Below are 15,681 nucleotides of genomic sequence, written 5' to 3'. Positions count from 1 at the left end.
ACATGCGGCAAAAGCAGGCCGCAAAAGCAGACCGCACAAAACAAGCGGACCGCCCGACGCGGCCCGCAAGCGGATTCCGAGCGTCCGGATGCGCAGCGACCCGCGAGCGTGCCGCCGCATCCGCGCCCCGGTTATCGCCCGTAGCTGCCCGTGCGCGGCGCCGGCTGCACCGTCGACGCGTCGGACGGCACGACCACGACCGGCACGCGGCGCGCGAGCGCGCACATCAGCTCGTAGCCGATCGTGCCGCTGGCTTCCGCGACGTCGTCGACCTTCACCTGATCGCCCCACAGCTCGACGCTCGAGCCGATGCCCGCGTCCGGGCACGGCGTCAGATCGACGGTCAGCATGTCCATCGACACGCGGCCGACGACGCGCGTCATCACGCCGTCCACCGCGATCGGCGTGCCGGTCGGCGCGTGGCGCGGATAGCCGTCCGCATAGCCGCACGCGACGACGCCGATCCGCATCGGCTGGTCGGCGGTGAAGCGGCGGCCGTAGCCGACCGTTTCTTCCGGCGCGAGCGTCTGCACGCCGATGATCTTGCTGGTCAGCGTCATCGCGGCCATCAGCGGCGTGTCGGCGATGTGCCGCGACGCGCCGGTCGGCGACGCGCCATACAGGATCGTGCCAGGCCGAACCCAGTCGCGATGCGCGCGCGGATGCCACAGCACGGCCGCCGAATTCGATGTCGAGCGCTCGCCCGGAATCCCGGCGGTGGCCGCATCGAACTGCTCGAGCTGCCAGTCGACTTCGCCTTCGTCGGCGTTTGCGAAATGCATCATCAGCGTGATCTTGCCGATCGACGGCGCGGCCGCGGCGCGCTCCCACGCGGCACGGAATGCGTGGGGCCGGTAGCCGAGCCGGTTCATCCCGGAGTTCATCTTCAGCTGGATGTCGATCGGTTGCCGAGGCTTCGCGGCGATCAGCAGGTGGAGCTGCGCGTCGCAGTGCACGGCCACCGTCAGCCGGTAACGATCGGCCAGTTCGACGTCGGCCGGCTCGAAGATGCCTTCGAGCAGCAGCACCGGCTTGTCCCAGCCGAGTTCCCGCACACGCACGGCTTCGTCGAGGTCGAGCAGCGCGATGCCGTCGGCGGCCGCGAGGCCCGGGTAGATCCGCTCGATCCCGTGACCGTAGGCGTTGGCCTTGATCACGGCCCATACGCGCGATTGCGCGGCGGTGCGGCGGATGAAGTCGAGGTTGTGGCGGACGGCGTCGGGACGGATATGGGCGACGATGGGACGGGGCATGGACGGGCTCGGGTCGAAAGTCGTTCGGTACGCGCGCGGGGGCGCGGGTCAGCGGCCGGTGCGTTGCGCACCCAGCCAGTGTTGAGCGCTATCTTATTGGTGTTCGACCAGTTTTAATTAACGTATTTGTCGGCGATTTGGTGGAATTTTTTGTGCCGGACCCATGTCGACACGGCCTTCGCCAGCCTGCCTTGCCGAGTCTCCCCTCCAGAAAACCAGTGCGCGAACGGCGCGGCGCAGTGCCAAGCGCTGCGTGCCCCTGTCATTGATCGATGTGCTGTTCTTCGCGAAGCCGTGACGCCGCAACGGACTGCCGACACGCGCGCCAGCATCCGGATGCGGGCGCGCTACGCACCGCCCGCGTCGCGCGCGTGACTGTCGTTGGATGCGGGTGCAACGATCTTCGCGCGCTGGAGCGGCGGGGCATCGGCTTCGCGGCGCAGGAACGCGATCAACGGATCGAGCAGCCGGTGCCGTGCCGACGGATTGCGGCGCAGCACGAAGCGCCACGACGCATCGCGCTCGAGGCCCGGCACCAGCGGCACCAGGCGGCCGCTGCGCAGTTCGGGCTCGATCAGCGGCACACGGCCGAGCGCAATGCCCGCGCCGCCCACCGCCGCGCCGATCACCTGGCTGAAACTGCTGTAACGGACGATCTTCGTCTCGAAGTCGTCCGGCAGGCCGAAGTGCACGGCCCAGTTGCGCCAGTCGATCTCGGGGCTGTCCTCGTGCATCTCCTGCAGCAGCCGCGAGCGGCACACGTACCCGGATGCGTACGGGAACAGCTCGGGGCTGCACACCGGGAACACGGTTTCCCGCATCAGGATGTCGTCGTCGGCGCGCAGCCGGTGCGCGGGCACGTGCACGATCGCGAGATCGACGCCGCTGCGCGCGAAATCCGGTTCGTCGTCGACCACGATGGCATGCAGCGGCGTGTCGGGATGAAGCGACGAAAATTCCGCGAGACGGCGCGCGAGCCACATCGACGAAAACGGCGCGTTGGCGGACACCGTCAGCCGTTGCGCGGTGATGCCGCGAATCTCGGCGCACGCGTCGGTCAGCTTCGACAGCGCATCGCTGACGGCCGGCAGCAGGCGGGCGCCCGCTTGCGTGAGGCCGATGCCGCCGAGCCCCGTGCTGCGTTCGAGCAGGCGGGCACCCAGCGATTCCTCGAGCGCGCGGATCTGGTGACTGATCGCGCTCGTCGACACGTTCAGCTCGGCCGCCGCGCGCGCGAACCCGCCGAGGCGGACGGCCGCCTCGAAAGCACGCAGCGCGCTGAGGGGAGGGAGGTGCGACATGCGGGGTATTGTAGTTGACTCAACACCCGTTGAAAAATCATCTTTTGCCGCGCGTCGGGGGCGCGGGTAGCCTTGGTCCGGTCAATCGAATCGCAACGAAAAACCGACCGGAGGGCTTCATGTATTTCGACCGACGACTATGGGCGATGATGGCGGGATTGCGCTGGCGGGTCGCCGCCGCGGTCGCGCTCGGGCTGCTCGCGATGGGTGTCGGCATCCTGCGGTTCGTGTTTCTCGGCCGTGTGCTCGCGCTCGTCTTTGCCGGCGCGCCGGCGCGCGATATCGCCGAAACCGTCGTTGCAACCGCGGCCTGCGTGCTGCTGCGCGCATGGCTCGACCATCGTCGCACGGTGCTCGCGCAGCATACGGCCGGGCGCGTACAGTCCACGCTGCGCGCGCGGCTGTTCGACCGGATCGCGGCGCTCGGCCCCGCATGGTTCAGCGGCGAGCGCACGGGCGGCGTGATGCTGGCCGTCGTCGACGGCGTCGAGCAGCTGCAGACCTTCTTCGGCGTCTACCTGCCGCAGCTCGTGATCGCCGCGTGCGCGCCGGTGATGATCTTCGCGGTGCTCGCATGGTGGGACGTGCCGACGGCCGCGATCCTGCTGGTTGCGGCGCTCGTCACGCTCGCGCTGCCGCAACTCGTGCATCGCGCCGACCGGCGCGCGGCGCTCGCCCGCTCGGCCGCGTTCAAGGCGTTCGGAGAGGAGTTTCTCGACGCGGTGCAGGGCCTGCCGACGCTGAAGGCGTTCGGGCAGAGCGGCGCGTTCGGCGCGAAGCTGGCGGCGAAGGCGCGCGCATTGTCCGACAGCACGTTCTGGGTGCTCGCGCTCGGGCTGCTGACGCGGCTCTTCACCGATCTCGGCACCGGCCTCGGCGCGGCGGCGGCGATCGCGGTCGGCGCATGGCGCGTGCGCCACGGCGACATGAGCCTCGAGGCGCTGCTGATCGTGCTGATGGCCGGCAGCGAAATCTTCCGGCCGCTGCGCGACCTGCGCGGCGTGCTGCACCAGGGGATGATCGGCCAGTCGGCGGCGAACGCGATTCACGCGCTGCTCGATGCGGGCAGCGACACGCCGGCCGCCGCGGCGCCGCGCGTGCCGCACCTGCGGCCGGAGATCGTGTTCGACGGCGTCAGCTTCGCGTATCCGGGGCGTCGCGCGGATGCGCATGCGGCGCTGGGCTTCACGGTGCGCGAAGGCGAGACGGTCGCGATCGTCGGCCCGAGCGGCGCGGGCAAGTCGACCATCGTGCGCCTGCTGCTGCGCCAGCACGATGCGCAGGGCGGCACGATCCGCATCGGCGGGCACGACGTGCGCACGCTCGACGCCGATCAGGTGCGCGAGATGATCGCGGTGGTCGCGCAGGACGCGACGCTGTTCGACGGCAGCGTCGCCGACAACCTGCGGCTCGGCCGGACCGACGCGAGCGACGCGGACATGATCGCGGCCGCGCGAGCCGCCAACGCGCACGATTTCATCTCGGCGCTGCCCGACGGCTATGCGACGCGCATCGGCGAACGCGGGCTGATGCTGTCGGGCGGCCAGCGCCAGCGGATCGCGATCGCGCGCGCACTGTTGCGCGATGCGCCGATCCTGCTGCTCGACGAGGCGCTGTCGTCGGTCGATGCGGAGAACGAAGCGCTGATCCAGCAGGCGCTCGACCGGCTCACGCGCGGGCGTACGACGCTCGTGCTCGCGCACCGGCTGTCCAGCGTGATCGGCGCCGATCGCATCCTGGTGCTCGACCAGGGGCGAGTGGTCGACGCGGGCACGCACGCGGAACTGATCGCGCGCGACGGCCCGTATCGCCAGCTGATGGGGCCGCAGCTGGAGGCAGCCGCCGAAGCCGTCGGCACGGCCGCGATGGCCGGCGGCGCGGGCGCGCGTGCTGCATCGGGCCCGCAGGTCAGGCCGCTGAACGACGACGCGGCGACGATCGGCTGGCCCGAAACGTTGCGCGCGCTGCTGCGCTTCGTCGGTCCGTGGAAGGGCAAGGTCCTGTTGACCGTGCTGTTCGGGATCGGCCGCGTGCTCGCGTTCATCGGCGTCGGCGTGATCGGTGCGCGGGTGGTCGGCGGCGTGTCGGACGGACACGCGAACGGCGCGCTCGTCGCGGCGCTGCTGGTCGTCGCGCCGGTCGCGGCGGTGCTGCACTGGCTCGAATCGTGGCTCGCGCACGACATCGCGTACCGGCTGCTCGCCGAGATGCGCATCGCGCTGTTCGCGACGCTCGAACGGCTCGCGCCGGCCGGTTTGCTGCGGCGCCGCTCCGGCGATCTGGTCGCGCTCGCGACGCAGGACGTCGAGACCGTCGAATACTTCTATGCGCATACGCTCGCGCCGGCGTTCGTCGCGGTGCTGGTGCCGGCCGGCGTGCTGGTGCTGCTCGCGTCGGTCGCATGGCCGCTCGCGCTGGTGTTGCTGCCGTTCCTGCTGTGGGCCGGGCTGGCGCCCGTGCTGGCGCGGCGCGACGTCGACCGGCTCGGCACCGGCGCACGCGAGGCGCTCGGCCTGCTCGGCGCGCACCTGACCGAAACGATCCAGGGGCTCGCGGAACTGACCGCGTTCCAGGCACTCGCGCGCCGGCGTGCCGCGTTCGTCGCGCAAGCCGACGCGTACCGGCAGCAGCGCGCGAAGCTGCTCGACGATCTGTCGGCGCAGAGCGCCGCGCTCGAAGTCGCGAGCGGGCTCGGCGGGCTGGCCGTCGCGGCGCTCGGTGCGCTGCTGTGCGCGCGCGGTTGGTTCGCGCACGAAGCGTTGCCGCTGCTGGTGCTGGTCGCGGTGGCCGCCTTCATGCCGGTGGCCGAGATCGGCCAGGTCGCGCGGCAGCTGGCCGACACGATTGCATCGACGCGGCGCTTGCGCGCGCTCGAGAAGGAGCCGGTGACGGTCGTCGACGGCGCGCATGCGCTGTCCGGCGACGCGACCGTGCGGTTCGAGGACGCGGGCTTCACGTACCCGGGCCGCGGCGTGCCGGCGATCGATCGCGTGAGTTTCGAGGTGCCGCCCGGCAGCACGGTCGCGCTGGTGGGCGCATCGGGCGCCGGCAAGTCGACCGTCGCGAGCCTGCTGCTGCGCTTCTGGGATCCGCAGCACGGGCGCGTGACGCTCGGCGGCGTCGACCTGCGCGATCTGCGGCTCGACGATCTGCGCCGGCACATCGCGCTGGTCGCGCAGGATACCTATCTGTTCAACGACACGCTCGAGGCGAACATCCGCCTCGCGGCGCACGATGCATCGGACGAGGACGTCCGGCGCGCGATCGACCACGCGGCACTGGGCGCATTCGTCGCGCGGCTGCCCGACGGGCTCGAGACGCGGGTCGGCGAGCGCGGCGTGCAGCTGTCCGGCGGACAGCGCCAGCGCGTCGCGATCGCCCGTGCGTTCCTGAAGGATGCGCCGGTGCTGATCCTCGACGAAGCGACGTCGCACCTCGACACGATCAGCGAGCAGCAGATCCGCGTGGCGCTGGAGGATCTGATGGCACAGCGGACGTCGATCATCATCGCGCACCGGCTGTCGACCGTGCGCAACGCGGACACGATCCTCGTGCTCGAGCACGGCAGGATCATCGAGGCGGGAACGCATGCGGCGCTGATCGCGCGGCAGGGTGCGTATGCGCGGCTGGTTTCGCATCAGGCGAGCGGGGTGGCGGCGTAACGTCGCGTTGAAGTCATGCCGGGCGGCGTTGCCGCTCGCGGTTCATTCCGTTCGTTGAGCGGCGGCGGTTGCCGGCAAATACCGCTCGCCCGCCTCATCCCCGAGTCCAGGGCCCGCCGCGCGCTCCCGCCGTCATTCCCCCGCCTTTTCCTCTGACCAATCCCGCCCGTCCCGCGCGGGTTTGTCTCGATGCAATTACTTGTTGCGCGTTTTTTTGTTGTCGTAGTATCCGTGTTGACAACACTTGTTGCACTAAGGTCTAATTCAACATCGCATGTTGCGGTGCGGCTTGATGTCGTCGTTCCCCGGCCAGCCGGCCGGTTACATCGCTCAACCATGCGGAGAAAAGCCATGAGTCGCCGTTCCTTCCTGAAAGCCGTCGCGGTGGTCGCCGCGCTCGGCGCCAGCATCGCGCACGCGGATACCAAGACGCTCGTCGTCGGGACCGATACGTCGTTCATGCCGTTCGAGTTCAAGCAGGGTGACAAGTACGTCGGCTTCGATCTCGACCTGTGGGCGGAGATCGCGAAGGACCAGGGCTGGAAATACACGATCCAGCCGATGGATTTCGCGGGCCTGATCCCGGCGCTGCAGACGCAGAACATCGACGTCGCGCTGTCGGGGATGACCATCAAGGAAGAGCGCAAGAAGGCGATCGACTTCTCCGCGCCGTACTACGACAGCGGGCTCGCGGCGATGGTGCAGGCCGACAACACGTCGATCAAGTCGATCGACGACCTGAACGGCAAGGTGATCGCAGCGAAGACGGGCACCGCGACGATCGACTGGATCAAGGCGCACCTGAAGCCGAAGGAGATCCGCCAGTTCCCGAACATCGACCAGGCGTACCTCGCGCTCGAGGCCGGCCGCGTCGACGCGGCGATGCACGACACGCCGAACGTGCTGTTCTTCGTGAACAACGAAGGCAAGGGCAAGGTGAAGGTCGCGGGCCAGCCGGTGAGCGGCGACAAGTACGGGATCGGCTTCCCGAAGGGCAGCCCGCTCGTGCCGAAGGTCAACGCGTCGCTCGTGAAGATCAAGTCCGACGGCCGCTACGCGCAGATCTACAAGAAGTGGTTCGGCGCCGAGCCGCCGAAGCTGTGAGCGTGACGGCGCAACAGGGCGCGGCCGGGCGGCCGCGCCGGTCTTGAATCGAACGGGGAGCGACACGTGAATTTCGATTGGTCGGCGATCTGGGCGGCGTTGCCGGACCTGATGGACGGGGTCCGGTTGACGGTGTTCATCGCATTTTTCGGGCTGGTGGGCGGGTTCGTCGTCGGGATGATCGCGGGCATGTTCCGCGCATACGGACCGAAGGCGATGAACGTGCTCGCACAGGTTTATATTGAACTGATCCGCGGTACGCCGATCGTCGTGCAGGTGATGTTCCTGTACTTCGCGCTGCCGCTGCTCGCGCATATCCGCATCGACGGCCTGACGGCCGCGATCATCGCGATCACGGTGAATTCCGGCGCGTATCTCGCGGAAGTGGTGCGCGGCGCGCTGCTGTCGATCCCGAAGGGGCTGACGGAAGCGGGGCTCGCGATGGGCCTGTCGATGCCGCGCGTGCTGCTGAAGGTGGTCGGGCCGCTCGCGTTCCGCCGGCTGATTCCGCCGCTCGGCAACCAGTGCATCGTGAGCCTGAAGGACACGTCGCTGTTCATCGTGATCGGCGTCGGCGAACTGACGCGCAAGGGACAGGAAATCATTGCCGGCAATTTCCAGGCCGTCGAAATCTGGACCGCGGTGGCCATCATCTACCTGATGCTGACCGGCGCGATGACGCTGACGCTGCGGCTCGTCGAAAAGCGCATGAGGATCCTATGAGCATGATCGAATTCCAGAACGTGTCGAAGAGCTTCGGCCATGTGCCGGTGCTCAAGCATATCGACCTGAAGATCGACGCGGGCGAAGTCGTGGTCGTGATCGGTCCGTCGGGCTCGGGCAAGTCGACGATGTTGCGCTGTATCAACGCGCTCGAGAAAATCACCGGCGGCGAGCTGCTGGTCGACGGCCAGAGCGTGCGCGGCAACGCGTCGACGATTCGCAACATCCGGCTCGAGGCCGGCATGGTGTTCCAGCAGTTCAACCTGTTTCCGCAGATGACCGCGCTCGAGAACGTGATGTTCGGGCCGATCCAGGTGCGCGGCGCGTCGCGCGCCGACGCGCGCGACCAGGCGATGGCGCTGCTCGACAAGGTGGGCCTAGAATCGCGCGCCAATCATTACCCGTCGGAGCTGTCGGGCGGCCAGCAGCAGCGTGTCGCGATCGCGCGTGCGCTCGCGATCCGGCCGCGGCTGATGCTGTTCGACGAGCCCACCTCCGCGCTCGATCCGGAATTGCGCCACGAAGTGCTGAAAGTGATGCAGGATCTCGCAACCGAAGGGATGACGATGATCGTCGTCACGCACGAGATCGGCTTCGCGAAGCGGGTCGGCACGCGGCTCCTGTTCATGGATCAGGGCGGCATCGCCGAGGACGGCCATCCGGTCGACCTGATCGACCGGCCGCCGACACCGCGCCTGAAGGAATTCCTGAAACACGTGTCCTGAACGAAACCGAATTGCCCGACATGCCGCTTTCCCTTTCTCCCGTCATCGCCGGCACGCCATTCGACATCGGCGTGCGTCTCGGCGAGCTTGCCCGCCCCGTGTTCGATGCGTATATGCAGCAGAGCAGCGCATGGCAGGCCGTGCGCCGCTGGCGCGGCCATCCGTTCGTCGCCGCGCTGCGGCAGGCCGCGCTGGCCGCGTACCCCGACCTCGTCGCGGAACTGGACGGGATCGCGGCGGGCGTCGGCTGGCCGGCGGAGGACATCTTCCTGTGGAACTGCCGCGGCGAACTGATCCATAACGCGCCGGACGGCTGCACGACGCTCGCCGGGCGCGACGCGCACGGCACGCGCTGGATCGCGCACAACGAGGACGGCGATCCGTACCTGCGCGAGCGCTGCCTGCTGGTCGACGTGCAGCCGCAGGGCAAGCCGGGCTTCATCAGCTTCTATTACCCGGGCTCGCTGCCCGGCCATACGTTCGCCGCGAACCGCGCGGGCATCGCGCAGGCGATCAACAACCTGCGGATCCGCACGCCCGCGGCCGGCGTGCCGCGGATGATCCTCGCGCGTGCGGTGCTCGATGCGACGTCGCTCGACGCAGCCGCCGACGCGCTGCGCACCCATGCGCGCGCGAGCGGCTTTCACCACACGCTCGGCGCGACCGGCGATACGCGGCTCCTGAGCATCGAGGCGAGCGTCGCGCGCTGTTCGGTCGTCGACGTTTCGAAACTCAGCGGCCACGCGAATCATCTCGTGCATCCGGGCTGCGAGGCAGAAGCGCAGATCGTCACGCAATCGTCCGGCGATCGCCAGCGGCGCGTCGATGCGCTGACGCCGGCCATCGATGCGATCGACGAAGCCGCGCTGCTGCGCGTGCTCGGCGATCGCGCACCGGAAGGGCTGCCGATCTATCGCGACGATCCGGCCGATCCCGACGACGAAAACACGCTGGCGACCGCCGTGTTCGCGATTCGCGACACCGCGATCGACTTCACCGTTCATCAACACGGCACGCAGCGCTTCGCGACGCGCATCGTGCCGTCCGCGCACGCGCCCCGCGCGTCCTGACCATGAGGCAACGCATGACGACCGTTTTCCATCGCGCTCCGCGCGCCACCTTGCCCGTCGCCGTCGCAGGCGACGGCATCGAGATCATCGATTCGACCGGCAAACGCTATATCGACGCATGCGGCGGCGCGGCCGTGTCGTGCCTCGGGCACAGCAACCAGCGCGTGATCGATGCGATCAAGCGGCAGGCGCAGCAACTGCCGTATGCGCATACGTCGTTCTTCACGACCGAGGTGGCCGAGGAGCTGGCCGACCGGCTCGTCGAGGCCGCGCCGGCCGGCCTCGAACACGTGTATTTCGTGTCGGGCGGATCGGAGGCGGTCGAAGCCGCATTGAAGCTTGCGCGCCAGTATTTCGTCGAAAAGGGCGAGCCGCAACGCCGCCATTTCATCGCACGCCGCCAGAGCTATCACGGCAACACGCTCGGCGCACTCGCGATCGGCGGCAACGCATGGCGGCGCGAGCCGTTCCTGCCGCTGCTGATCGAAGCGCACCACGTGAGCCCGTGCTATGCGTATCGCGACCAGCAGGCGGGAGAAACCGACGAAGCGTATGCGCAGCGCCTGGCCGACGAACTGGAGCAGAAGATCGTCGAACTCGGCGCGGAAAACGTCGCGGCGTTCGTCGCGGAGACGGTGGTCGGCGCGACGGCCGGCGCGGTGCCGCCGGTGCGTACCTACCTGAAGAAGATCCGCGCGGTGTGCGACAAGTACGGCGTGCTGCTGATTCTCGATGAAATCATGTCGGGGATGGGGCGTACCGGTTACCTGTTCGCATGCGACGAAGACGGAGTCGCGCCCGACCTGCTGACGATCGCGAAAGGGCTCGGCGCGGGTTACCAGCCGATCGGCGCGACACTGGTGAGCGATCGCATCTACCGGACGATCGTCGACGGCTCGGGCTTTTTCCAGCACGGCCACACGTATCTCGGCCACGCAACCGCCTGTGCGGCCGCGCTCGAAGTGCAGCGCGTGATCGCCGAAGAGAAGTTGCTCGACAACGTGCAGGCGCGCGGCGAGCAACTGCGGGCGTCGCTGCGCGAGCAGTACGGTGCGCATCCGCATGTCGGCGACGTGCGCGGCCGCGGGCTGTTCGTCGGCGTCGAGCTCGTGCGCGATCGCGACAGCAAGGCGACGTTCGATCCCGCGCTGAAGCTGCATGCGGCGGTCAAGCGCGAGGCGATGCAGCGCGGCTTGATGGTGTATCCGATGGGCGGCACGATCGACGGCGTGCACGGCGATCACATCCTGGTCGCACCGCCGTTCGTCTGCACCGCGCAGCAGATCGACACGATCGTCGAGCGGCTGTCCGGCGCGATCGACGCGGCGCTCGCGTCGGCCGGCGCGTGAATCACGACCTCACCGAACCCTCGCCATGACTGACAGACTGCCTTCCTTCGATCCCGCATCGGCCACCGACGAGCAGAAGGCCGTGCTCGCGGACATTCTCAGCGGCCCGCGCGGCAACCTGAACGGGCCGTTCCTCGGCTGGATCGCGAGCCCTGAGCTTGCGCAGCACGCGCAGCGGCTCGGCGCGTTCTGCCGCTATCGCACGGGTTTGCCGCTGCGGCTGTCGGAACTCGCGATTCTCGTGACGGCCGCGCGCTGGCGCTCGCAGGCCGAGTGGCACATCCACCATCCGATCGCGCTCGATGCCGGCGTGCCGGCCGCGACGGCCGAAGCGATCCGCCGTGGCGTCGAGCCGGCATTCGAATCGGACGACGATGCGCTGATCCATGCGTTCGCGACCGAGCTGTACGACACGCGGCGCGTGAGCGACGCGACGTTCGCGCGCGCGCAGGCGCGATTCGGCCACGAGACCGTGGTGAACCTCGTCGCGCTGCTCGGCTATTACGCGCTCGTGGCGATGACGCTCAACACGTTCGGTATGCGCGCTGACGGACAAACTGAGTTACCGTTTCCGGAATAATCGCCGCATGCGCGCGGGTCGGCAGCATGCCGCGCGCGCATTCCGGTTGCGTCGAAAAGCCTGTCGGCACGGGCTTTTCGGCGTGCCGGGATGATTCGATCGGCATCCTCTGCGCGTCTTGCCGACGCACCTCGCGCCGCCTGCGCTTCAGCGCAGGAAATTTTCCCCGTACCTAGAATTCCGTAAAACAACTTACGGGGGAAATATCGATGCGCTGGGTCCTGTTGATCGTGTTCATTGCGTGTGTCGTCCATACGCACCGGCGCGGCAAGGTTCGGCACAGGTTGTTCAGGCAACTATCCGATCACTCGACCTTCACCGCGCCGCTGAACTGCTTTTCCTACGCGTTCTCGTCGGTGCCGACCACGCCGTTTCTCGACACGCGGCACTTTCCGGAACTCGCCGTGCTGCAGCGCGAATGGCGGACCTTCCGCGAGGAGGCGCTCGCGTTGCGCGATGCCAGCCGGATCAAGGCGTCGGGCGAGTACAACGACATCGGCTTCAATTCGTTCTTTCGCAACGGCTGGAAGCGCTTCTATCTGAAGTGGTACGACGCGCCGCATCCGTCCGCGCAGGCGCTGTGTCCGCGCACGGTCGAGATCCTGTCGCGGATTCCGTCGATCAAGGCCGCGATGTTCGCGCAGTTGCCGCCGGGCGGCAAGCTCGGCCTGCATCGCGATCCATATGCGGGCTCGCTGCGCTACCACCTCGGGCTGGACACGCCGAACGACGACGCGTGCCGGATCGTCGTCGACGGCGAGTCGTATGCGTGGCGCGACGGAGAGGCCGTGATGTTCGACGAGACCTATCTGCACTGGGCCGAGAATCGCACCGCGCACGATCGCGTGATCCTGTTCTGCGACATCGACCGCCCGATGAAATATCGTTGGGCGCAGCGCATCAACGATGCGTTCGGGCAACTGCTGATGCGCGCGGCCGCGTCGCCGAACGAAACGGGCGACCGCACGGGCGGGCTCAATCATGCATTCAAGTACCTGTATGCGATTCGCCGCGCCGGCAAGCGGCTGAAGGCGTGGAATCGCACCGTGTACTACGTCGTCAAGTGGGCGCTGTTCGGCGGGATCGCGGTCGCGATCTTCTGCATCTGATGGCGAAAGGCAGACGGTGCCGAACCGTCAGACGATAGGGCGCGCAGCATCATACGGCCTCCGCGCTCTTGGGGTCGACGTCAATGCAACCAATTGTATTCGTGCGGGATCATGCGCGAACGCACGCGTATCATGGCTTGTTCACGTCGATTTGGATCGGTGAGCAAGCATGACTCGTACCCGTAAGACATTGATGATCGCCGGCGGTCTGCTGGTTGCCGCGGCAGGCAGCGGCTACGTGATGCTCCTGCGTGCGGACCACCGCGCGATCGCGGAAGCCGGCATTGGCGATGCCGCAGCACCTGCCACCGCCGTGACCGCGGCGAACGACGGTCACACCGCACAAGGCACGATCGCGCCGCCCGCGCCCGTCGCCGTCCCGTCCGCGCATGTGGACCAGGCGGTGCCGCAACCAGCGGCGGTAGCGCCGCCTGCCGCGGCCGCTGCGCGTACGAATGCGGCACCGGCTTCCGCCGCCGTCGCGCCGGTCATCGCCGCACCGGCGAAACCGGCAAAACCGGCGAAACCGAGTGCGCCGCCACCGACCGTTCACGTCGTGACGGTCGAGCCGGAGGATGCGACCCCGTCGAAGGCCAAGCCCGCGCAACCGGTACAAGCGCCGGTACAAGCAGCGCAATCGGCCCAGCCGGCGCAATCGACGCAATCGGCGCCGCCGGCCCAGGCCGCGCAGGCAGCCCGGCCGAGCCAGCAGGCGGCGTATCAGCCTCCGCAGCACGCCGCGCGCAAGCGCGACGGGCTCGAGCGACACGCTGCAGCACCGTCCGCCAGGAAATCCGAAACCCCGGAAACCGCTGCGCTCGTGCGTGAATCGGCGAAGCTTGATCCGTCGTTGCCGGCGCCGCAATACGTGGCGACGCCGAGCGGCGATCGGCAGCACACGTCGGCGGGGGCGAATTCGGTCGCTGCCGCGATGACCGACCAGCTGGTCAGGCAGTCGAGCAATATCAAGGCGCCTGCACCGGCGAACGCCGGGCCCGGCGCGACCCAGTGAGCAGGGCGCCGCAGCGCGCGCGCCGTGCTGCTCCGCACCGGATGAAAAAGAGCCCCGCACGCCGACCAGGGCATGCGGGGCCAAGAGAGACGAACCTGTGCGGTGCGTCGCGCGTTACGCGGCGATCGCTTCTTCGACCTGCGGCGCGTCGGCCGTAGCCGGCGTCGCGTCCTGCCGGATCAGGTGATCGAACGCGCCGAGCGATGCCTTCGCGCCTTCGCCCACCGCGATCACGATCTGCTTGAACGGCACCGTCGTCACGTCGCCGGCGGCAAACACGCCCGGCACCGACGTCGCACCGCGCGCATCGACGACGATCTCGCCGTGCTTCGACAGTTCGACCGTGCCCTTCAGCCATTCGGTGTTCGGCACGAGGCCGATCTGCACGAACACGCCTTCGAGATCGACCCGCTTCGTTTCGCCCGAACGCAGATCCTTGTAGACGAGCCCGTTCAGCTTGCTGCCGTCGCCGGTCAGCTCGGTCGTCTGCGCCTGCGTGACGATCGTCACGTTCGGCAGGCTGCGCAGCTTGCGCTGCAGCACTTCGTCCGCGCGCAGTTGCGCACCGAATTCGATCAGCGTGACGGCTTTCACGATGCCGGCCAGGTCGATCGCGGCCTCGACGCCCGAGTTGCCGCCGCCGACCACCGCGACGCGCTTGCCCTTGAACAGCGGGCCGTCGCAGTGCGGGCAGTACGCGACTCCGCGGTTGCGGTATTCGCGCTCGCCCGGCACGTTGATTTCGCGCCAGCGCGCGCCGGTCGCGAGGACGATCGTCTTCGCCTTCAGCACCGCGCCGTTCGCCAGGCGGATCTGATGCACGTCGCCCGGAATCAGCGCGTCGGCGCGCTGCACGTCCATGATGTCGACGTCGTACTGCTTCACGTGCTGCTCGAGCGCCGCGGCGAACTTCGGCCCTTCGGTTTCCTGCACCGACACGAAGTTCTCGATCGCCATCGTGTCGAGCACCTGGCCGCCGAAACGCTCGGCGACGACGCCCGTCGCGATGCCCTTGCGCGCCGAGTAGATTGCCGCGGCCGCACCGGCCGGGCCGCCGCCGACGATCAGCGTGTCGAATACCGGCTTGTTCTCGAGCGACTTCGCGGCGCGCTCGCCCGCGCCCGTGTCGAGCTTCGCGAGGATTTCCTTCACGCTGCTGCGGCCCTGGCCGAACGATTCGCCGTTCAGGAACATCGTGGGCACGGCCATGATCTGGCGTGCGTCGACTTCGTTCTGGAACAGCGCGCCGTCGATCGCGACGTGGCGGATGCGCGGGTTGATCAGCGACATCACGTTCAGCGCCTGCACGACCTCCGGGCAGTTCTGGCACGACAGCGAGAAATACGTCTCGAACGCGTAGTCGCCGTCGAGCGCGCGGATCTGTTCGATCACGTCGTCGTCGAGCTTGACCGGATGGCCGCCCGTCTGCAGCAGCGCGAGCACGAGCGACGTGAATTCATGGCCCATCGGGATGCCGGCGAAGCGGATGCCGGCCGGTTTGCCGGGTTCGCCGATCGAGAACGACGGCTTGCGCTCGGCATCGTCGCGGCGTTCGGTCACGGTCACGCGCGACGTCAGCGACGCAATCTCGTTCAGCAGCGCAAGCAGTTCCTGCGATTTCGCGCTGTCGTCGAGCGATGCGACGAGTTCGATCGGGCGCGTGATCTTTTCGAGGTACGCTTTCAGTTGGTTCTTGAGATTGGCGTCGAGCATGGCGTTTCGGATTCCGTATTGATTTGGCTGCTCGGGCACGTCGTGCCGGAGGAGGGTGCGGGCCGCGCGAGGCGGCGGCC

The 15,681-nt window shown here is 68.2% G+C and carries 12 protein-coding genes; 9 read left to right on the top strand and 3 right to left on the bottom strand.

All coding sequences use genetic code 11. The features are described 5' to 3' along the window. Nucleotides 1-131: 131 nt before the first annotated feature. Nucleotides 132-1,253, bottom strand: a complete 1,122-nt coding sequence (gene alr / locus DID99_RS25140; RefSeq protein ID WP_124667700.1) for an alanine racemase — start codon at nucleotides 1,251-1,253, stop codon at nucleotides 132-134. Between the two features lie 347 nt (nucleotides 1,254-1,600). After that, nucleotides 1,601-2,554, bottom strand: a complete 954-nt coding sequence (locus DID99_RS25135; RefSeq protein WP_124667699.1) for a LysR family transcriptional regulator — start codon at nucleotides 2,552-2,554, stop codon at nucleotides 1,601-1,603. A 119-nt stretch (nucleotides 2,555-2,673) separates the two neighbouring features. On the opposite strand from DID99_RS25135, the gene DID99_RS25130 reads away from it, so the two are divergent. From DID99_RS25130 to DID99_RS25090, 9 genes are all read left to right on the top strand, one after another. Beyond that, nucleotides 2,674-6,216 carry an ABC transporter ATP-binding protein gene (locus DID99_RS25130; RefSeq protein ID WP_124667698.1) on the top strand — a complete coding sequence of 1,181 codons (3,543 nt, stop codon included), beginning with the start codon at nucleotides 2,674-2,676 and terminating at the stop codon, nucleotides 6,214-6,216. Nucleotides 6,217-6,567: 351 nt separating this feature from the next. Then, on the top strand, nucleotides 6,568-7,320 hold the full coding sequence (gene glnH, locus DID99_RS25125; protein ID WP_044843946.1) for a glutamine ABC transporter substrate-binding protein GlnH: 753 nt from the start codon (nucleotides 6,568-6,570) through the stop codon (nucleotides 7,318-7,320). Nucleotides 7,321-7,386: 66 nt separating this feature from the next. After that, nucleotides 7,387-8,043, top strand: coding sequence for a glutamine ABC transporter permease GlnP (gene glnP / locus DID99_RS25120; protein ID WP_044843947.1), 657 nt, complete (start codon nucleotides 7,387-7,389; stop codon nucleotides 8,041-8,043). Continuing rightward, the gene (gene glnQ / locus DID99_RS25115; RefSeq protein WP_014899691.1) at nucleotides 8,040-8,768 is read left to right on the top strand and encodes a glutamine ABC transporter ATP-binding protein GlnQ; all 729 of its coding nucleotides are present in this window, start codon (nucleotides 8,040-8,042) and stop codon (nucleotides 8,766-8,768) included. The genes glnP and glnQ overlap by 4 nt, the downstream gene beginning before the upstream one ends. 20 nt (nucleotides 8,769-8,788) lie before the next feature. Next, nucleotides 8,789-9,838, top strand: a complete 1,050-nt coding sequence (locus tag DID99_RS25110) for a C45 family peptidase (protein WP_124667697.1) — start codon at nucleotides 8,789-8,791, stop codon at nucleotides 9,836-9,838. Nucleotides 9,839-9,852: 14 nt separating this feature from the next. After that, on the top strand, nucleotides 9,853-11,187 hold the full coding sequence (locus tag DID99_RS25105; protein WP_124488842.1) for an aspartate aminotransferase family protein: 1,335 nt from the start codon (nucleotides 9,853-9,855) through the stop codon (nucleotides 11,185-11,187). Between the two features lie 25 nt (nucleotides 11,188-11,212). After that, nucleotides 11,213-11,767: a carboxymuconolactone decarboxylase family protein gene (locus DID99_RS25100; protein ID WP_124667696.1), complete on the top strand. Its 555-nt coding sequence runs from the start codon at nucleotides 11,213-11,215 to the stop codon at nucleotides 11,765-11,767. Nucleotides 11,768-11,976: 209 nt separating this feature from the next. Then, nucleotides 11,977-12,876: a lipid A hydroxylase LpxO gene (gene lpxO / locus DID99_RS25095; protein WP_124667695.1), complete on the top strand. Its 900-nt coding sequence runs from the start codon at nucleotides 11,977-11,979 to the stop codon at nucleotides 12,874-12,876. Between the two features lie 169 nt (nucleotides 12,877-13,045). Next, nucleotides 13,046-13,888, top strand: coding sequence for an extensin (locus DID99_RS25090; RefSeq protein WP_124488839.1), 843 nt, complete (start codon nucleotides 13,046-13,048; stop codon nucleotides 13,886-13,888). 114 nt (nucleotides 13,889-14,002) lie between these two features. Here DID99_RS25090 and ahpF read toward each other — a convergent pair whose 3' ends face one another. After that, the gene (gene ahpF / locus DID99_RS25085) at nucleotides 14,003-15,601 is read right to left on the bottom strand and encodes an alkyl hydroperoxide reductase subunit F (protein ID WP_124667694.1); all 1,599 of its coding nucleotides are present in this window, start codon (nucleotides 15,599-15,601) and stop codon (nucleotides 14,003-14,005) included. Between the last annotated feature and the right edge of the window lie 80 nt (nucleotides 15,602-15,681).

The organism is Burkholderia sp. Bp8986 (genome assembly GCF_003854225.1).
In the GTDB taxonomy this organism is placed as follows: Bacteria; Pseudomonadota; Gammaproteobacteria; order Burkholderiales; family Burkholderiaceae; genus Burkholderia.
The sequence above is the reverse complement of the archived record's forward strand: the minus strand, read 5'-3'. Positions and strand labels throughout refer to the sequence as shown.